We start from the raw sequence: 19,237 nt of genomic DNA, 5'->3' as shown, positions 1-19,237 counted from the left end.
CGATATCCCCCTTAGGCCGGCAACAATGTGCCAGGCGTGCTCGACTTCGCCGGTGCATCGTCCAGCGGCAGGTCGAGCACTTCCTCGAACTCGACGATGTTGTCGATCTCGGTGCCCATCGAGATGTTGGTGACGCGCTCGAGGATGAACTCGACCACGACAGGCACCCTGTGTTCCGCCATCCATTCGCGCGCGGTCGCGAACGCCGCCTGGGCGTCGTGCGGATCGGTGACGCGGATCGCCTTGCAGCCGAGGCCTTGCGCGACCGCAACGTGATCGACGCCGTAGACGCCGAGTTCCGGCGCGTTGATGTTCTCAAACGACAGCTGCACCTGATAATCCATCTCGAAGCCGCGCTGCGCCTGGCGGATCAACCCGAGATAGGAATTGTTCACGACGACGTGGATGTACGGCAGCTTGAACTGGGCGCCGACCGCAAGCTCCTCGATCAGGAACTGGAAGTCATAGTCGCCCGAGAGCGCCACGATCTCGCGGGTCGGATCGGCGGCGCGCACGCCAAGCGCAGCTGGCAATGTCCAGCCGAGCGGACCAGCCTGCCCGGCATTGATCCAGTTGCGCGGATGATAGACGCTGAGGAACTGCGCGCCGGCGATCTGCGACAGGCCGATCACGCTGACGTAGCAGGTATCGCGGCCGAACGCCCGGCTCATCTCCTCATAGACGCGCTGCGGCTTGATCGGGATGTCGTCGAAGCGGCTCTTGCGCAGCATGGTGCGCTTGCGGTCCTGGCACGCGGCCGGCCATGCCTGACGCTCCCTGAGCTTGCCGGCTTTGCGCCACTCTCTTGCGACCGTGACGAACAATTCCAGCGCCGCCTTGGCGTCGGAGACGATGCCGAAATCCGGATTGAAGACGCGGCCGATTTGTGTCGGCTCGATATCGACATGCACGAATGTGCGGCCCTTGGTGTAGGTCTCGATCGAGCCGGTGTGGCGGTTGGCCCAGCGGTTGCCGATCCCGAGCACGAAGTCCGATTGCAGCATGGTCGCGTTGCCGTAACGGTGGCTGGTTTGCAGCCCGACCATGCCCGCCATCAGCACGTGGTCATCGGGAATGGCGCCCCACCCCATCAGCGTCGGCACCACGGGCACGTTGACAGCTTCCGCAAACGCGACGAGCAACTCGCTGGCATCGGCGTTGATGACGCCGCCGCCCGCGACGATCAGCGGCCGCTCGGCAGCGTTGAGCATGGCGAGCGCCTTTTCGATCTGCTTGCGTGTTGCCGCAGGCTTGTAGACCGGCAGCGGCTCATAGGTCTCATCGTCGAATTCGATCTCGGCGAGTTGCACGTCGAGCGGCAGGTCGATCAGGACAGGCCCGGGACGGCCCGAGCGCATGATGTGAAACGCCTGGCTGAACACGCGCGGCACCAGTGCCGGTTCGCGCACGGTGACCGCCCATTTGGTCACGGGTTTGGCGATCGATTCAATATCGACCGCCTGGAAGTCTTCCTTGTAGAGCCGCGCGCGCGGCGCCTGCCCGGTGATGCAGAGGATCGGAATCGAATCCGCGATGGCGGAATAAAGCCCGGTGATCATGTCGGTGCCGGCCGGACCCGAGGTGCCGATGCAGACACCGATATTGCCCGCTTTCGCACGGGTGTAGCCCTCAGCCATGTGGGACGCGCCTTCGACATGCCGCGCCAGGATGTGGCTGATCGAACCGCGCCGCTTCAGCGCGGAATAAAGCGGGTTGATCGCCGCACCGGGAACCCCGAATGCGGTGACGACGCCCTCTTTTTCGAGGATACGTACCGCGGCATCGATTGCGCGCATCTTCGCCATTTTGCACCTCGCTGAAGTTTCCCAGCCGTGATGATCGCGGCAACGGCGTGCGATCTCAACGAAGTTGAATTTGTTTCCCGCAATGTGGAATGGATGGAGAAAAGCCCGAAGGATCAGGCGGTTGGGCGAGATGCGCGATGGAACGAGACAGTCGTCATTGCCTGCGACAAACGCGAGGCGTTTGCGCTGGGAGCTTGGCGACGAAGCAGTCCGCCTTTTCTTTGCGCGGCAGGATGGGTTGCTTCGCTTCGCTCGCAATGACGAGAGAACAGCGTCGCGTTCCCGCGGCACGGTGCGCCCGAGGTTTGCAGGTAACTCCATCTGCCGATACACTGCACCGGCGCAACCGAGAGTGGAAAGGACGTCCGATGGCCGATGTCACCGTCAACGCCGGAGCCCAGTCGAGCAGCATCGAGCCCAGCCTACAAAGAGTCATGGGACCCTGGCTGCTGCTGCTGTTCATCGTCGGCGATATCCTCGGCACCGGGATCTATGCGCTCACAGGCCAGGTCGCGAAGCAGGTCGGCGGGGTGGTCTGGCTGCCGTTCGTGGTCGCCTTCGTCGTCGCGCTGGTGACCGCATTCAGCTATCTCGAGTTGGTCACGAAATATCCGAAAGCGGCGGGCGCCGCCCTCTATACCCATAAAGCCTTCGGCATCCATTTCATCACGTTCATCGTTGCGTTTGCGGTCATGTGCTCGGGGATCACCTCGGCATCGACGGCTTCCCGGGCGTTCGCCGCGAACATGTCGAATGCGATGGGGCTCGGTCTCACCGGCTTTGGCATCACCGTCACGGGCCTCGCTTTCATGGCCGTCGTTGCCGCGATCAATTTCCGCGGCGTCGGCGAAAGTGTGAAAGCCAATGTGGTGCTCACCTGCGTCGAACTGACCGGACTGCTGATCATCATCGTCATCGGCCTTTGGGCAATCGGCCTCGGACAAGGCGATGTTTCGCGCGTCATGCAGTTTCGCGCGAGCCCCGACGGCGGCATGTTCTGGCCAGTGATCGCAGCGACCACGCTCGCCTTCTTTGCCATGGTGGGCTTTGAGGATTCGGTCAACATGGCCGAGGAGTGCAAGGATCCGACCCGTCACTTTCCCAAGGTGCTGCTGGCGGGCCTTGCGATTACCGGCGCCATCTATGTTCTGGTCTCGATTTCGGCGATTACGCTGGTGGCCCCGGAGCAGTTGGGCGAAGGCGAGACCCCCCTTCTGCAAGTTGTTCAAAAAGGCGCGCCTAATTTTCCGCTCTGGATCTTCGGCTTCATCACCATGTTTGCCGTGGCCAACAGCGCGCTCATCAACATGCTGATGGCCAGCCGGCTCGTATACGGCATGAGCCGCGAGCACGTGCTTCCAACCACCCTCGGCAAGGTGCACGAGACGCGACGCACGCCTTATGTCGCCATTGGCTTCACAACGCTGCTGGCATTCGGTCTGATTACCTTTGTCGGCGAGGTGCCGGCACTCGGCGGCACCACGGCGCTGCTGTTGTTGTGCGTGTTCACGGTAGTCAATGTTGCGGTGCTGGTGCTTCGGCGCGACCGTGTCGATCATAAGCATTTTCGCACGCCGACTATTCTGCCGATCCTGGGCGCCGTGTTCTGTGCCTTTCTGACCGGCCCCTGGACCGGCCGTGACCCGGTGCAGTACCGCGTCGCCGGCGTCCTGCTCGCGGTCGGCGTCGTTCTCTGGATGGTCACGATCATGGTCAACCGCGCGACCGGCGTGCAGCCAGCGGAACCGGATGTGGCAGATCTGGGTCGCAGCGGGCCCGTCAACTAGGCCGCGATCACGGTCAACGATTTGTGGATCCGGCCAATGCCGCCGGACGAATCCCGACGGCTTTGAACCGGACCCGCGGGCGAAGGCTGGAAGGAAAGCATTGACTTGCCTATACTGACAGCGGCCAAATCAAAACGAGGAACACCCGATGTCGGCGGTGCCGGAAGTGAAATCCGCAGACGCAAGCATGCAGGCAAGCGCGATCAGCACCATCGTGCTCGGTTTTGCGGCCGACCCGATGACGCGCTGGGTTTGGCCTGACTCGTCCGAATATCTCAAAGTGATGCCTCGATTCGTCAAAGCCTTTGGCGGCGGCGCATTCGAGCATGGCACAGCCGACATCACCGAGGGGGCTCGCGCCGCCGCCCTGTGGCTGCCGCCAGGCGTCGCGCCCGACGAAGCGGAGATGGGCGCAATCATGGAGGAAACCCTGCGCCCGGAGATCGCCGAGGATGTTGGCGCGGTGATGAAGGGCATGGCCGAATATCACCCCCACGAGCCGCATTGGTACCTGCCCCTGATCGCCGCCGATCCGAAGTGGATCGGGCAAGGGCTCGGCGCGTTGCTGATGAAACACGCGCTTCGACGCTGCGACGAGCAGGGCATCGCGGCCTACCTCGAAAGTTCGAACCCGCGCAACATTTCCCTGTACGAACGCCACGGCTTCAAGATTATCGGCAAGATACAACGCGGCGCTTCACCGGTATTGACGCCAATGCTGCGGCCGCGACCCTGAACGGTCCGCGCAAGACGCTATGATTTGTACCGCAGCGCTGCGATGAGTGCAGTAAGCGCCGGCGGCGTCTGCCGTCGGCTGGGGTGATAGAGATAATAGCCGGGAAAGGCCGGGCACCACTTCTCCAGAATCCGCTTGAGCCGCCCGGCCTTGACGTCAGCGGCCACATCGTCGTCGTAGGCATAGGCGAGGCCCTGGCCGGCCAAGGCTGCCTCGCGGATCAAGTCGCCATTGTTGAATGAGAGCGGACCGTCGACGCGAACCTGGAATGGCCGCCCCTTGTCCTCGAAATCCCAGGCGTAAAGCCCACCCGCCCGGACGCGCCGGTAGTTGATGCAACGATGTCCCGCGAGTTCGCGCGGCGTTCGCGGTACCTTGTGGTTCGCGAAATACGATGGCGCACCGACGACGACCATCCGGATATCAGGCCCAATGCGGACCGCGATCATGTCCTTTTCGACGATGTCGCCGAAGCGAATGCCGGCGTCGATGCGTTCCGCAACGATATCGGTCAAATTATCATCGACGAGGATGTCCACCCGGATATCGGGATACGATGCAAGGAAGCGCGGCAGCACCGGCATCACGACCGTCGAGACCGCATGCCTGGTCGCGGTGAGGCGCACGGTGCCGGACGGCTTGCCGCGCAGAGCGCCTACCGCGTCCACCCCGGAGGCAATGTCCTCCAGTGCCGGCCGCAACGAGCGAAGCATCGTCTCGCCCGCTTCCGTCGTCGATACCGAGCGCGTGGTGCGCGACAGCAGCCGCACACCAAGGCGCTCCTCCAGGGACTTCATGGCGTGGCTCAATGCCGACTGGGACATGCCGAGTTCGGCCGCCGCCCGGGTAAAGCTGCCCTGCTCCGCGACGACCGCGAACGCGGCAAGATCGTATAGATCGTCTCGTTTCATTTATGCACCGGATACATAAGCCTTAGTGAATTATAGCGGCTAATCGATAGCGACGGCCAGTGCTATCTCGTCGTCAACGCCGCCTGAGCGGACCAGTCCAGTCGGCGGCCGTTGCGGCCTTCCCAAGGTCGGCTGTCGGCATTCGGTCATCAAAATCATTCCAGTTCGACATCACCTCAACAGCCCGCAAGGAGCCGACTGATGAAGCTTAGCGTGAATAACCGGGAGACCGTGATCGACGCCGATCCCGCGATGCCCCTGCTTTGGGCGCTGCGCGACGTCGTCGGGCTGACTGGCACGAAGTTCGGCTGCGGCGCCGCCCAATGCGGCGCCTGCACCGTGCATCTGGACGGCCAGGCCATTCGCTCCTGCATCACGCCGATTTCAGACGCCGAGGGTAAAAAACTCACCACGATTGAAGCCGCGACCGATGGCAGCGACCGTATCGGCGCCGCCGTGCATGCCGCATGGGTGAAGCATGACGTGGCGCAGTGCGGCTACTGCCAGAGCGGGCAGATCATGAGCGCGATCGCGTTCCTCAAATCACACCCCCGCGGCAAGCTGCCGACAACCGCTGAAATCGACCAGGCCATGGACGGCAACATCTGCCGCTGCGGTACCTATGCCCGCATCCGCGCCGCCGTGACCGACGCCGCCCGCACGATTGCCTGAAGGAACCGCCATGTTGCCGAATATCGACTACCGCGATCTGCCGCGTGCCGCGCAGCGCCTGATGGCGCTCGATCAAATCGACGAAGCAGTCGCGCTGCCGCGCCGCAGCTTCTTGAAACTGGCCGGCGCCGGCGGCTTGGCGCTCGGCGCCTTTCCTCACCTGGTAATGGCGCAAGCTACTGGCCAAGGGACAAGCGCACTGAAGCCGACCGAACAGCCGTCGGCGTTCGTACAGATCGCCTTCAATGGCGAAGTGACGGTGACGATCAACCGGCTGGAGTTCGGACAGGGCGTGCATACCGCATTGCCAATGATCCTGGCTGAAGAACTCGACGCTGACTGGAGCCTGGTGCGCAGCCGGCACGGTTCGAACGATGGTGCTTACATCGACCCGAGCTTCGGCATTCACCTCACCGGCGGTTCCAATTCGATCAAGAATAGTTTTACGCAGTATCGCGAGCTCGGCGCGCGAGCGCGGGCGATGTTGCTCGGCGCGGCCGCCGCGCGCTGGAAGATGGACGTGGCCAACCTACGCACGCAAGCCGGCACGGTGCTGGGCCCGGATGGCCGCAAGCTGGGCTACGGCGAACTGGCGGAAGCCGCGATGGCTCAGCCGGTACCTGCGAAGGTCACGCTGAAGGACCCGAAGGACTTCCGCATTATTGGCCGCCCGACGACGCGTCTCGACGCGCGCGCCAAGAGCAGCGGACAACAGCATTTTGGTATCGACGTTCACCTGCCCGGTCAGCTGACGGCTGTGGTCGCCCGTCCGCCGGTGTTCGGGGCGCGCCTTGCCTCGGTGGACGACAGCGCGGCGCGCACCGTCAGGGGAGTGAAAGCCGTGCTGCGCGTGCCGCTGGATGGTGGCGCCGAAGGTATTGCCGTCGTGGCCGACGGCTATTGGCAGGCCACGCAGGGCCGCGAAGCTCTCAAGCTACAGTGGGACACCTCAGCCGTGGAGAAGGTCGATAGCGAGCGGCAACTCGCGCAGTATCGCGAACTGGCCGTTCGTCCCGGGCCCCGCACGTTCGATGCCGACATGGCGCCGCTCGACACCGCGCCGCGGCGACTGGAAGCAGAGTTCGTGTTTCCCTACCTCGCCCACGCCGCAATGGAGCCGCTCAACTGCACCGTTCAACTTTCCGATGGGCGTGCCGAGCTGTGGACTGGCAGCCAATGCCCCGGTCTCGACGCCGCCGCCGTCGCCCGCGTGCTCGGCCTCAAGCCCGAGCAAGTGGCGGTCCATGTGCAGATGGCCGGCGGCGGCTTCGGTCGGCGTTTCTCGAGCAGCAGCGACTTTGTAGTCGAGGCCTGCGAGATCGCGAAGGCTGCGCGCGCCGCCGGCCTGAACGCACCGGTGCGCACGCTCTGGAGCCGTGAGGACGACATGCGGGGCGGCTACTACCGCCCGATGCATTTGCACCGCGCGCGCATCGGCTTCGACGAACGCGGCAAGGTGCTGGCCTGGGACCACGTCATTGTCGGCCAGTCCATCACGACGGGCACCGTGTTCGGCGGTTTCCAGATCAAGGACGGCATCGACGGCACAGCGACCGAGGGCATGCGCGATCCCTACCCGCTGCCGATGCGCCTGACTGTGCATCATCCCAAGCTCAACGTGCCAGTGCTGTGGTGGCGCAGCGTCGGTTCCACGCATACCGCCTTCGTGATGGAGACCTTGATCGACGAGATTGCGCGCAGCACGAACCAGGACCCGGTGGCCTACCGAATGGATTTGTTCGGCGACAAACACCCGCGCCACCGCGCCGCGCTGCAGATGGCGGTGGACAAGAGCGGCTACGGCAAGACGCGCCTGCCCGCCGGCCGCGCCTTTGGCGTGGCGGTGCACGAGTCGTTTCAAACTGTCGTGGCCTATGTGGCGGAAGCCTCGGTGCAGGACGGCCGTCCGGTGCTGCACCGTGTAACCGCAGGCGTTCACTGCAATCTGGCCGTGAACCCGCGCACCGTGGAGGCCCAATTGCAGGGTGCAGCGGTCATGGGCTTGTCGATGTGCCTGCCGGGCTCGGCCATCACGCTCAAGGACGGTGTCGTCGAGCAGGGCAATTTCGGCGAGTTCACGGTCGCCCGCATCTCCAACGTGCCCGAGTTCGATGTCCACATCGTGCCCAGCGCCGAGCCACCCACCGGCATGGGCGAGCCCGGCCTGCCACCGCTGGCACCCGCCTTCGCCAACGCCATTGCACTGGTGACCGGCAAGCCGATGCGCCAGTTGCCCTTCGACATCGGAAACAAGAGCTAGACGAAGCACGCCTGAAGGAACTGCGTGCATACGAGGACTGTCCAGATCGACGGATGGCTCTTTCTGAAATTCAATTGGCCGTCAAATCCTCCCGAAGTTCGTGACGTGGATCACGGCTTCAGGAGAGGACCGGTTCTACCCTCCCCGGCACGGTGGATCAGGCGTCCACCGCTTGAAAGGAGATCAGCACGTGCATAACGATCAAGAGTTGAGCATCGACCAACTGTCCGGCGTGCTCGGAGGCATGACTTCAAACCAGAACGGCTCGCTGCCGTATCCAAAGCCTTCGCCGGTGGAACAACTCATCAAGTGGATCCTTAGCCAGTTCAAATGACCGCGATCCGCAGGGCGAATTGAAACAACAGTCCGCTCTGCGGCGCTCGCCTTAAGGACTCGCCGCGACAGCCGTGTTTCAGAACAATGGCGCCCGCGTTTCTGCAACGCCTGCGGCCTTCTTCGGATGGGTGCTCGGCACGGCCAATGGCCCCATGCGGGCAACTACCTCGTTCGGCACCCGGTACGCCTGTATCACGTGGTCGATCTTGTTGAGACCGCAGGCCTCGCGCTGCACGACAAAGAGCCAGAGCGCATAGCCTGCCTGTTCGACGAGACGATCGCGGATTTTTCGATCGGAACCGGCCGTCCGCGGGCATTCGGCAAGTGCCGCCAGCGCGGTCTCGAGCCGATGTCCGAGCCGTGCCAGCGCCGACGCCCGCTCCTCGGCGATCTCGTATTGGAGAGTAGCAAATCCGGACTGAAGTAAATTGAACGCCATACCGGCGCGCTCCGAAAGGTGTCTGCCAACCATCCCTATTTATTGGCGAGCCCGGAGCTGTTCAAGACAAAACGCCGTTATGCTTCTAATCCTCGTTCGCCTTGAACCGCCCCATTCCCTTCAGCACGAACGGCGCCAGCAGCGCGATCAGCGCGATGGCGAGCAATGTTGCCGACATCGGGCTTTGCAGCAGCACCATGGGATCGCCGAGGCTGATCGCCAGTGCGCGGCGCAGCTGGCTCTCGGCGATCGGTCCGAGGATCAGGCCGACGACGACAGGCGCGATCGGAAAATCGAACCGGCGCATCAAAAAGCCCATCACGCCAAAGCCCGCCAGCATCGACAGTTCGACCACCGACGGTTTTGCGGCGATGGTGCCCATGGTCGCGAACACGAGAATGCCGGCATAAAGCCACGGCTGCGGGATCGCCAGCAGCTTCACCCACAGGCCGACCAGCGGCAGGTTGAGAACCAGCAGCATGACGTTGGCGATGAACAGGCTGGCGATCAGGCCCCATACCAGATCGGGCCGCTCCGCGAACAACAGCGGTCCCGGATTGAGGCCGTATTGCTGAAAGCCCGCCAGCATCATAGCGGCGGTGGCCGAGGTCGGAAGTCCGAGCGTCAGCAACGGCACGAGGGTGCCGGCGGCGGACGCGTTGTTGGCGGCCTCCGGCCCGGCGACGCCTTCGATCGCGCCCTTGCCGAATTCTTCCGGATGCTTCGTCAGCCGCTTTTCGGTGGAGTAGGACAGGAAGGTCGGAATCTCGGCGCCGCCGGCCGGAAGCGCGCCGATCGGAAAACCGAACATCGTTCCGCGCAGCCACGGCTTCCACGACCGCTGCCAGTCCAACTTCGTCATCCAGAGCGAGCCGCGGATCGGCTCGATCTTCTCCTCGGTGTGATGGCGGCGCGATGCGACGTAGAGCGCCTCCCCCACCGCGAACAGGCCAACGGCCAGCGTCGTCACCTCGACGCCGTCGAACAGTTCGGGGATGCCGAACGCAAGGCGCGCTTGGCCGGTGAGCTTATCGATGCCAACAAGCCCGAGCGTCAGCCCGATGAACAGGCTGGTCAATCCGCGGATCGGCGAATCCCCGAAGGTGGCCGACACCGTGATGAAGGCGACGCACATCAGCGCGAAATAATCCTCCGGACCAAAGCGCACCGCGAAATCGACCAGCCATGGCGCCAGAAAAGCCAGACCAATGGTGGCGATGGTGCCGGCGACGAACGAGCCGATCGCGGCGGTGGCCAGCGCAGGCCCGCCGCGGCCGGCCTTGGCCATCTTGTTGCCTTCGAGCGCGGTGGCCATCGATGCGCTCTCGCCGGGCGTATTGATCAGAATGGCGGTGGTCGATCCGCCATACATGCCGCCGTAATAGATGCCGGCGAACATGATCAGCGAGCCGCCGGGATCGAGCTTGTAGGTGACCGGCAACAGCAGCGCCACCGTGAGCGCGGGGCCGATGCCGGGCAACACGCCGACCACGGTGCCGAGGAACACGCCGACCAGCGCATAGAGCAGGTTCATGGGCTGCACGGCGACCGCCATGCCATGCGCGAGCGCCGCGAAGGTTTCCATTACAGCAATCTTTCCAGAGGGCCGGCGGGAAGGCTCAAGGTCAGCAGCCGATCGAAGGCGAGATAGATCAGCGTGGTCATGACGAGCGCAATGGCGGTATCGACAAGAACCGCGCGCCGGCCAAAGGCGGTCGACGTGGTGACGAACAGCGCTGACGTCGCCAGGATAAAGCCGCCGCCAAGTCCGATGATGGTGATCAGCAGCGCTAGTCCGGCGAGAATGAGCCACACCGCTTTGGGATCGGCGCTCTCGCGCGCCGGCAGGTTGCCGCGCAGCGCGTCGAAGAGGTTACCGATCGCGAGAAGGCCGAGCCCGATGGCGATGACGACCGGCATCACCTCGGGGCCCATGCCGTACATCGTGGTGGTTTGCAGCTGCCTCGAATCCCACACCAGCACTGCGGCAAGGGCCGCCAACGTCAGCGCAATGACAACGCCGGCGGTATCGACGCGCCGCGGCGCCGGAGGATCGCCGGAAGCGCGCTCCGGCGTCATGATTTGACGAGGCCGACCGACTTCAGCACGTCGGTGACGCGCACCGTTTCCTTTTTCAGGAAATCCTCGAACGCATCGCCGGGAAGATAAGCGTCATCCCAGCCCTTCTGCTTGAGAATGTCCTTCCACGCATCGGACTTCACCATCTTCTCCACCGCATCACTCAGGGTCTTCTTCTGTGCCGCCGTAATGCCCGGAGGCGCGACCACCGCGCGCCAGTTGGCCAGCACGAGGTCGATGCCCTGTTCCTTGAAGGTCGGGATTTCGCTGCCGGCGATGCGCTTTTCCGAGGTCACGCCGAGTGCGCGCAGTTTGCCTGACTTGATCTGGCCGTCATATTCGCTCATTCCTGAAATGCCAGCGGTGACCTTGCCGCCAAGGATGGCCGCCAGCGACTCGCCGCCTCCGGAAAACGGGATGTAGTTGACCTTCTTGGCGTCGGCGCCGATGGCGCCGGCGAACAACGCCGCCATCACATGATCGACACCGCCGGCCGAGCCGCCGGCAAAGGTGACCTTGGCGATATCGGCCTTGAGAGCGGCGGCGAGATCCTGCGCCGTCTTGATCGGCGAGTTTGCCGGCACGACGATGACCTGGATCTCCTCGGTGAGGCGCGCAATCGGCGTCACCTGTTCGAGCGTGACCGGCGACTTGTTCATGGCCAGCGCGCCGACCATCACGAAGCCGTTCACCATCATCTGGTTACCGTCACCCTTGGCGCCGTTGACGAATTGCGCGATGCCGACGCTGCCCCCGGCACCGGCAACGTTGGTGACCTGGACGCTGCGCGCGATACCGGCGGCGACAAACGCCTGCTGCATCGCGCGGGCGGTCTGATCCCATCCGCCGCCGGGTGCGGCCGGCGCCATCAGCTTGAGTTCGAGCTGCTGCGCAAGCGCCGGGCTGCCTGCCGCGAGCGTAAGCGCGACCGCCGCGCCGATCAGGCGCGTATGAAACGGGATCATGGGAGTTCCTCCAGGCTGATGCAGAGCGACGATTGGTCACGATGTGCCGCATCGTGTCATTTCGTCGCATATCAGCCGGAAAACCGACCGCTGTCCAGACTGTTCGCCGACGTGATGCTTCGTCGTTCGCCGATCATCGAGAGTCATCCCGGTTCCAATCCGCCAATGGCCTCGAACAATCGCCCGACGACCCTGTCCCGCGGTGGCGCGGCAGCGTGCTAGCCTTTGCTCCGGCACCGCCGGAAAACTGTCGGAGGAAATCCTTGATGGACAAGCGGATCAGTCGCTGCATCGAACTGCTGGAGCAGGATCAGGCGATCTATTATGACGGCCCGCATAGCGGCCACGTGTTGACCCATGCGCAGGGCCGCATCGATGCCGGGACCTGGGCCGACTACATGAATATCGGCATGGAGCACGGCGCTTTCGATATGACCGGCCTTGCCGAGTATATGCGCGGCATGGTCGATGCCGGGCCGACGCGGTCGGGGCATCGGACGCCGACTGTCATCGTCGAGGCACCGGTGAACGGGATCGACGCCGCGCATGTGCGCTACAACGCTTGGCAGTTCCGCCAGATCCTCGGCCGCGGCGTCCATGGCATCCTGCTCTGCCAGGCGGAAACCGCCGACGCCGTGCGCGCCTTCGTGGAGTCCTGCCGCTATCCGCACAACACGCTTGGCGTCGATCCCGCGATCCCCTCGCCGATGGCGCGGATGGAGGGCGCGATACGGGCCAAGGACGGCGGCACCGACGCTGCCGGCCGCAAATGGCTCGGCATCGGCACGCGCGGGCGCGGCTCGGAAACCACCGCCGCCCCGGTCTGGGGCTTGTCGACCGAGGAGTACATGGACCGCTGCGATCCCTGGCCGCTCAATCCGAAAGGTGAGCTGCTGCTGGGCGTGAAGCTGGAAAGCCCGGAAGGCGTCGCCAATTGCGAGGAGATACTCGCGGTGCCTGGACTGGGATTTGCCGAGATCGGCCCGGGCGATCTCAGCCTTTCGCTCGGTTACCGCACGATTCCAGGCGAGCCTTACCCGGTTGAAATGCAGGCGGCGCGCGACCGTATCCTCACCGCCCGCCGCAACAACGGCGTCGCGTTCCTGCAAGGTTGCACAGCGGACAACATCACCGCGCGGATCGACGAGGGCGTGCGCGTGGTTGCCGGACATAGCGAGGCCGCCGCCATCAAGGGCCGGGCACACCAGAAGCGGAAGCTGCCGGTGTAATCGGGAAAGCGAAGCTCAACCTCACTCGGCGCGCCCGCGCGTCAGAGACATGAGGAAACAAATTACGGCTTCCGCCGCCGCTCAGGCCGGTTTCGCGGCCGGCATCACGCCGCCGAGCGCAACCGTCAGTTCGGCTGCCACCTCGCGGACGGTCTGGCCGAGCGACGGCAGGCGATCGTCGGTGAGCCGGCTGGTCATGCCGGACACCGAAATCGCGGCCAACGGTTCGCTGCAATCATTGTAGACCACGGCGGCAATGCAGCGCAGGCCCATGCAGGCTTCCTCGTCGTCAATGGCGTAGCCTTGGCGGCGGACTTTTTCGAGCTCCTTGAACAAATCGCTCGGCCGGACGATCGACTTCTCCGTCAGGCGCGGCATGCCGTGATGGCGGATGATCGCGTTGACGTCCGCGTCGGACCAAGTCGCGAGCACCGCCTTGCCGACGCCGGACGCTACCATCGCGACGCGGCCGCCGACTTTTGTCAATGACCGCATGATTTCGCGGCTTTCCATCCGCGTCAACACGACGATGAACTCGTCGTCGACGACGGCCAAATTGGCGGTCTCGCGCGTCAGGTCGCGCAATTTGCGCAAGTACGGCACGGCCTGCGCGGAGAAATTACGGCGGCGGGCAAAGGTCGCGCCGACGGTGAAGCTGCGCGCGCCGACATGCCATTTCGATTCGGTGCGGTCGAACTGCACGAAGCGCCGGCCTTCCAGCGTCGACAGCAGCCGGTGCACGGTCGAGGTCGACAGCCCGGTGCGGATCGCAAGATCGCTCAGGCGATAGCCCTCGTCGTCCTCGGCGAGCGTCTCGATGATCGAGAGCGCGCGATCAACGGACTGGACACCGCCGTCCCTCGACTCGGCCTCACTGTCGGGGGCGGATTTCGGCTCGACTGCTTTGCGCCGGATCACGTTTCGCTTCATCGCGACCTGCATCCATCCGTAACGTCAGACTGCTAGCGCGTTGGTCAGTGATCCCCTCGCCCCGCTCTTCGCGGGGAGAGGGTCGGGGTGAGGGGCTCCCTCCACGCAACTGGTGCGAGTGGATAGCCCTGTACCCCCTCACCCGAAGCCTTCGGCTTCGACCTCTCCCCGCAAGCGGGGCGAGGTAAACAAAAATGCCGCTCCGGCGAACCGAAGCGGCATTGATCATCAACTCAGAGCAGGCCCGCGCCGCGCGCCCATTTGTACTTGGCGCCCAGCACTTCGACCGGCAGTTCGGTCGAGTACGCATAGGCCGGGATGCCATTCTGGTAGAGATATTCGGCGGCTTCCTCGACCTCGACGTCGCCGGCCAGCGAGGCGACGATCGGCTTCACAAAGCCCTTCGCCTCCATCTCCTTCTTCACCTCGACCATGTTGCGGGCGAACACCATCGGCGGCGTGACGATGGTGTGCCAATAACCGAGGATCAGCGAGTGAATGCGATCGTCCGACAGGCCGAGCTTGACGGTGTTGACGTAGGTGATCGGCGGCTCGCCGCCGGTGATATCCACCGGATTTCCAGCCGCGCCGAACGGCGGAATGAATTTCCGGAACGCCGTATCGAGATCCGGCGGCATCGCCATCAGCGATAGACCATTATCGACACAGGAGTCCGACAGCAGCACGCCGGAGCCGCCGGCACCGGTGATGATCAGGATGTTCTCGCCCTTCGGCGTCGGCAAGACAGGCACGCCGCGCGCGAATTCGAGCAATTGGCGTAAGCTACGCGCGCGGATCACGCCGGATTGCGCGAACACGTCCTCATAGATCTTGTCATTACCGGCAAGCGCGCCGGTGTGCGACGAAGCCGCCTTCGCACCTGCAGACGTGCGGCCCGCCTTGAGCACCACCACCGGCTTCTTCTTGGAAACCCGCTTGGCGGCTTCCGCGAAGGCGCGGCCGTCTTTCAGATCCTCGCAATGCTGCGCGATGATCGCCGTATTCGGATCCTGCTCGAAGAAGGCCAGCAAATCGTCCTCGTCGATGTCGGACTTGTTGCCGAGGCCGACAATCGCGGAGACGCCCATCTTGGCCGAGCGCGAGAAGCCGATGATCGCCATGCCGATGCCGCCGGACTGCGACGACAGCGCCGCCGAGCCCTTGACGTCGTAGGCGGTGCAGAACGTGGCGCAGAGATTGGCCGGCGTATAATAGAAGCCGTAGATGTTCGGCCCCATCAGGCGGACGTTGTACTTCTTGCCGATCTCGACGATTTCAGCCTGCAACTCGGGCGCGCCGGCTTCGGCAAAGCCCGACGGAATCAGCACGGCGCCCGGAATTTTCTTCTCGCCGCATTCGATCAACGCACCGGCGACGAATTTTGCCGGGATCGCGAACACGGCGGTGTCGATCACGCCGGGAACGTCCTTGACGCTCTTGTAGGCCTTGTAGCCCAGGATTTCGGCGGCTTTGGGATGGATCGGGTAGATGTCGCCTTTATAACCGCCGTTGATCAGGTTCTTCATCACGGAGTTGCCGATCTTGCCGTCCTCGGCGGAGGCGCCGATCACGGCGACCGCCTTCGGCTGCATGATGCGGTTCATCGCCGCAACGATTTCGTCGTTCGGGCGCGGCGCCGGGCGCGGCTTGTAGTCGAAGTCGACGACGATGCGCACGTCGGCGGCGATCGCGTCGTTCTTGGTGGCGAATACCGGGTTGAGATCGAGTTCGACGATTTCGGGGAAGTCGCTGACGAGCTGTGACACCTTGACGATGACGGATGCCAGCGCCTCGCGGTTGACCGGGTCGCCGCCGCGCACGCCCTTGAGCATGTCATGGGCCTGGATGCCGTCGAGCATCGACAGCGCGTCATCCTTGGTGGCGGGAGCCAGGCGGAAGGTAATATCTTTCAAAACTTCGACCAAAACGCCGCCGAGGCCGAAGGCGACCAGCTTGCCGAACGAGCCGTCGGTGATCGAGCCGACGATGACCTCGGTGCCGCCGGCCAGCATCTGCTGGACCTGGATGCCCTCGATCTTGGCGTCCGCCTTGTACTTCTTCGCATTGGCGAGAATGGTCTCGTAATTCTTTTCCGCTTCCGCCGCGGTCTTGACCCCGACCATGACGCCGCCGGCCTCGGTCTTGTGGAGAATGTCCGGCGAGACGATCTTCATCACCACCGGGAAGCCCATATCGGCCGCGAGCTTGGCGGCCTCGGCCGCGGACTTGGCCACGCCTTCCTTCGGAACCGGAATTCCGTAGGCATCGCAGACCAGTTTGCCCTCCGGGGCCGTCAGGCTGGTGCGCTTATCGGCCTTGACCGCATCGAGAACTTTGCGGACCGCATCTTTGGGATTTGACATGGACTTCCTCCTGGGCGAATTTTATGGCATTTGGTATGCCAGCGAGGGGAAAGTCAAGCCACCTGATGTCCCGGAAACGCTGAAAACACGGGCAACTTGACATGGTGGTATTTGGTATGCCAAAAATCAGACGGTAATTCCCTGCTACAACAGGTCTCCCACTGGAGGAGACGAATCGTGCCCGCACGCAAACAACCCAAGGCGACGCCATTAATGGCTGAAGCAGATATCGCGATCGTTCGGATTGCACCTGAGACGAGCTTCAAGAACAAGGCCTATGAGGCCTTGAAAGAAGCCATTCTCAAGATGGATATCTATGCGACGCCCGAGCAGGTGATGCTCGACGAACGCGCTTTATCCGAACGCCTCGGCGTCAGCCGCACCCCCATTCGCGAAGCCATCGCGATGCTCGAGCAGGACGGATTCGTCAAAACCGTGCCACGCCGCGGCATCGTCGTCGTGAAGCGCACCAAGACCGAGATCGTCGACATGATCCGGGCCTGGGCCGCACTCGAGAGCATGGCCGCACGCTTGATTACGACCACCGCGCGCAAGAAAGACATCACCGCGCTGCGCGATTTCTTCAAGGATTTCGGCAAGGACCGCCTGCCGCAGGACCACGTCGAGGAATACTCCAAGGCCAATATCGCTTTCCACCAGGCGCTTATCTCGCTTTCGGAGTCGCCGGTGCTGGTCGATATGACCAACGACATCCTGCTGCATGTGCGCGGCTACCGGCAATTGACCATCGGGCGCACCGACCGCACCGCGACTTCGCTGCCCGAACATTTGGGCATCATCGAAGCGCTCGAAGCCCGCGACACCGAACTCGCCGAAAAACGCGCGCGCGATCACACGCTGGGTCTTGCCGCTTACGTCGAGGCGCACGGTCAGGAACTATTCAGTTAGAACGACTTCAGCAGAAGACGATCAACTCGTCCGAATCACACGATCAGGGAGAAAGTGGAATGTCCGTTACAGCAGCCAAGAACATCGATCCCAATCAAGCCGAGCGCGAGCTCACCGACGGCTTTAATCTCATGATCGATGCGCTGAAGCTCAACGGGCTTACCACGATCTACGGCGTGCCCGGCATCCCGATCACGGATTTCGGCCGCATGGCGCAGGCCGCGGGCATTCGCGTCATCTCGTTCCGCCACGAACAGAATGCCGGCAACGCCGCCTCGATCGCCGGCTTCCTGACCAAGAAACCCGGTGTCTGCCTCACGGTTTCGGCGCCCGGTTTTCTCAACGGCCTGACGGCGCTGGCCCACGCCACTACCAACTGCTTTCCGATGATCCTGATCTCGGGTTCATCCGAGCGCGAGATTGTCGACCTGCAGCAGGGCGACTATGAAGAGATGGATCAGCTCGCGATTGCAAAACCGCTGTGCAAGGCGGCATTCCGCGTGCTGCACGCGCAGGACATCGGCATTGGACTCGCGCGTGCCATTCGCGCCGCGGTCTCGGGCCGTCCGGGCGGCGTCTATCTCGATCTGCCGGCGAAATTGTTCGGCCAGGTGATGGACGCCGAGGCGGGACAGAAGTCGCTGGTGAAGGTGATCGACGCCGCTCCGGCGCAGATCCCCGCCCCCTCCGCCGTCAAGCGTGCCCTTGATGTGCTGAAGGGCGCAAAACGTCCGCTGATTATCCTCGGCAAGGGCGCCGCCTACGCGCAGGCCGATGACGCGATCAAGAGCCTCGTCGAGAAGAGTGGCATCCCATTCCTGCCCATGAGCATGGCCAAGGGGCTGTTGTCCGACCTGCATCCGCAATGCGCGGGCGCGGCGCGTTCGACCGTTCTGAAAGACGCCGACGTCGTGATGCTGATCGGCGCGCGCCTCAACTGGCTGCTATCGCATGGCAAGGGCAAGAGCTGGGGCGATGCGCCCAAGAAATTCATCCAGATCGACATCGAGCCCAAGGAAATGGATTCCAACGTCGAGATCGTTGCCCCCGTGGTCGGCGACATCGGCTCCTGCGTCTCGGCGCTGCTCGAAGGCATGGGCGCGAACTGGGTGGCGGCGCCGTCAGACTGGACCGGCGCGGTCGCCAGGAAGCGCGAAGAGAACGTCGCCAAGATGGCGCCACGGCTGATGAACAACAACTCGCCAATGGATTATCACGGCGCGCTCGGCGTGCTCCGAACGATCATCAAGGAACGGCCTGACGCCATCCTCGTCAACGAAGGCGCCAACACGCTCGATCTCGCCCGCGGCGTCATCGACATGTACCAGCCACGCAAGCGGATCGACGTCGGCACCTGGGGCGTGATGGGCATCGGCATGGGCTATTGCATCGCCGCCGCGATCGAAACCGGCAAGCCGGTGCTCGCGGTCGAAGGCGACTCGGCGTTTGGTTTCTCCGGCATGGAGGTCGAGACCATCTGCCGTTACAACCTGCCGGTCTGCATCGTGATCTTCAACAATGACGGTATCTATCGCGGCACCGACGTGAACTCGGTTGGTTCGGATCCGGCGCCCACAGTGTTCGTCAAGGGCTCGCGCTACGACAAGATGATGGAAGCGTTCGGCGGCGTCGGCGTCCACGCCACCTCGCCGGACGAATTGAAGCGCGCGGTCAACGCCGCGATGGATTCCGGCAAGCCGACGCTGATCAACGCGGTGATCGATCCGGCGGCCGGCTCCGAAAGCGGCCGCATCGGCAACCTCAATCCGCAAAGCGTGCTGAAGAAGAAATAACCCAATCACTTTCCAAAGCATCC

General features: G+C 63.5%; 17 protein-coding genes. 9 read left to right on the top strand and 8 right to left on the bottom strand.

What is annotated here, in order from left to right; translation table 11 throughout:
* Positions 1-11: 11 nt before the first annotated feature.
* On the bottom strand, positions 12-1,805 hold the full coding sequence (gcl, locus tag ACSQ84_RS01925; protein ID WP_436209959.1) for a glyoxylate carboligase: 1,794 nt from the start codon (positions 1,803-1,805) through the stop codon (positions 12-14).
* 27 nt (positions 1,806-1,832) lie between these two features.
* Between gcl and ACSQ84_RS01920 the strand changes: the two genes are divergently transcribed.
* The 3 genes from ACSQ84_RS01920 to ACSQ84_RS01910 all read left to right on the top strand — a co-directional run bounded on the left by ACSQ84_RS01920 (position 1,833) and on the right by ACSQ84_RS01910 (position 4,328).
* On the top strand, positions 1,833-2,066 hold the full coding sequence (locus ACSQ84_RS01920; RefSeq protein ID WP_436209958.1) for a hypothetical protein: 234 nt from the start codon (positions 1,833-1,835) through the stop codon (positions 2,064-2,066).
* 107 nt (positions 2,067-2,173) lie between these two features.
* On the top strand, positions 2,174-3,592 hold the full coding sequence (locus ACSQ84_RS01915; protein ID WP_436209957.1) for an APC family permease: 1,419 nt from the start codon (positions 2,174-2,176) through the stop codon (positions 3,590-3,592).
* A gap of 148 nt (positions 3,593-3,740) precedes the next feature.
* Positions 3,741-4,328: a GNAT family N-acetyltransferase gene (locus ACSQ84_RS01910; RefSeq protein ID WP_436209956.1), complete on the top strand. Its 588-nt coding sequence runs from the start codon at positions 3,741-3,743 to the stop codon at positions 4,326-4,328.
* Between the two features lie 17 nt (positions 4,329-4,345).
* Here the strand turns inward: ACSQ84_RS01910 and ACSQ84_RS01905 are convergent, their stop codons facing one another.
* Positions 4,346-5,239 carry a LysR substrate-binding domain-containing protein gene (locus tag ACSQ84_RS01905; protein ID WP_436209955.1) on the bottom strand — a complete coding sequence of 298 codons (894 nt, stop codon included), beginning with the start codon at positions 5,237-5,239 and terminating at the stop codon, positions 4,346-4,348.
* A 201-nt stretch (positions 5,240-5,440) separates the two neighbouring features.
* Between ACSQ84_RS01905 and ACSQ84_RS01900 the strand changes: the two genes are divergently transcribed.
* The 3 genes from ACSQ84_RS01900 to ACSQ84_RS01890 all read left to right on the top strand — a co-directional run bounded on the left by ACSQ84_RS01900 (position 5,441) and on the right by ACSQ84_RS01890 (position 8,505).
* Entirely contained in the window at positions 5,441-5,911 is a 471-nt protein-coding gene (locus tag ACSQ84_RS01900) for a (2Fe-2S)-binding protein (protein WP_436209954.1), read from the top strand.
* A 10-nt stretch (positions 5,912-5,921) separates the two neighbouring features.
* Positions 5,922-8,171, top strand: coding sequence for a molybdopterin cofactor-binding domain-containing protein (locus tag ACSQ84_RS01895; RefSeq protein WP_436209953.1), 2,250 nt, complete (start codon positions 5,922-5,924; stop codon positions 8,169-8,171).
* 190 nt (positions 8,172-8,361) lie between these two features.
* Complete coding sequence (locus ACSQ84_RS01890; RefSeq protein ID WP_436209952.1) at positions 8,362-8,505, top strand: hypothetical protein; 144 nt, start codon at positions 8,362-8,364, stop codon at positions 8,503-8,505.
* Positions 8,506-8,583: 78 nt separating this feature from the next.
* Here ACSQ84_RS01890 and ACSQ84_RS01885 read toward each other — a convergent pair whose 3' ends face one another.
* The 4 genes from ACSQ84_RS01885 to ACSQ84_RS01870 form a co-directional block, all read right to left on the bottom strand.
* Positions 8,584-8,946, bottom strand: coding sequence for a DUF6665 family protein (locus ACSQ84_RS01885; protein ID WP_436209951.1), 363 nt, complete (start codon positions 8,944-8,946; stop codon positions 8,584-8,586).
* Positions 8,947-9,031: 85 nt separating this feature from the next.
* Complete coding sequence (locus ACSQ84_RS01880) at positions 9,032-10,531, bottom strand: tripartite tricarboxylate transporter permease (protein WP_436209950.1); 1,500 nt, start codon at positions 10,529-10,531, stop codon at positions 9,032-9,034.
* On the bottom strand, positions 10,531-11,025 hold the full coding sequence (locus ACSQ84_RS01875; RefSeq protein WP_436209949.1) for a tripartite tricarboxylate transporter TctB family protein: 495 nt from the start codon (positions 11,023-11,025) through the stop codon (positions 10,531-10,533). The genes ACSQ84_RS01880 and ACSQ84_RS01875 overlap by 1 nt, the downstream gene beginning before the upstream one ends.
* Complete coding sequence (locus tag ACSQ84_RS01870; RefSeq protein WP_436209948.1) at positions 11,022-11,990, bottom strand: Bug family tripartite tricarboxylate transporter substrate binding protein; 969 nt, start codon at positions 11,988-11,990, stop codon at positions 11,022-11,024. The genes ACSQ84_RS01875 and ACSQ84_RS01870 overlap by 4 nt, the downstream gene beginning before the upstream one ends.
* 266 nt (positions 11,991-12,256) lie before the next feature.
* Between ACSQ84_RS01870 and ACSQ84_RS01865 the strand changes: the two genes are divergently transcribed.
* On the top strand, positions 12,257-13,219 hold the full coding sequence (locus tag ACSQ84_RS01865) for an aldolase/citrate lyase family protein (protein ID WP_436209947.1): 963 nt from the start codon (positions 12,257-12,259) through the stop codon (positions 13,217-13,219).
* Positions 13,220-13,300: 81 nt separating this feature from the next.
* On the opposite strand, the gene ACSQ84_RS01860 is transcribed toward ACSQ84_RS01865, so the two are convergent.
* Positions 13,301-14,149, bottom strand: a complete 849-nt coding sequence (locus ACSQ84_RS01860; RefSeq protein WP_436209946.1) for an IclR family transcriptional regulator — start codon at positions 14,147-14,149, stop codon at positions 13,301-13,303.
* A 233-nt stretch (positions 14,150-14,382) separates the two neighbouring features.
* The gene (locus ACSQ84_RS01855; protein ID WP_436209945.1) at positions 14,383-16,512 is read right to left on the bottom strand and encodes an acetate--CoA ligase family protein; all 2,130 of its coding nucleotides are present in this window, start codon (positions 16,510-16,512) and stop codon (positions 14,383-14,385) included.
* 213 nt (positions 16,513-16,725) lie between these two features.
* Here ACSQ84_RS01855 and ACSQ84_RS01850 point away from each other — a divergent pair, with 213 nt between their 5' ends.
* Both ACSQ84_RS01850 and oxc read left to right on the top strand, forming a co-directional pair.
* Positions 16,726-17,421: a GntR family transcriptional regulator gene (locus tag ACSQ84_RS01850; RefSeq protein ID WP_436209944.1), complete on the top strand. Its 696-nt coding sequence runs from the start codon at positions 16,726-16,728 to the stop codon at positions 17,419-17,421.
* 59 nt (positions 17,422-17,480) lie between these two features.
* Positions 17,481-19,214 carry an oxalyl-CoA decarboxylase gene (oxc, locus tag ACSQ84_RS01845; RefSeq protein WP_436209943.1) on the top strand — a complete coding sequence of 578 codons (1,734 nt, stop codon included), beginning with the start codon at positions 17,481-17,483 and terminating at the stop codon, positions 19,212-19,214.
* Positions 19,215-19,237: the final 23 nt, after the last annotated feature.

This window comes from Bradyrhizobium sp. LjRoot220, from assembly GCF_964252915.1.
In the GTDB taxonomy this organism is placed as follows: Bacteria; Pseudomonadota; Alphaproteobacteria; order Rhizobiales; family Xanthobacteraceae; genus Bradyrhizobium.
Note: the sequence above shows the minus strand (reverse complement) of the source record. Positions and strands in the feature narration are given on the sequence as shown.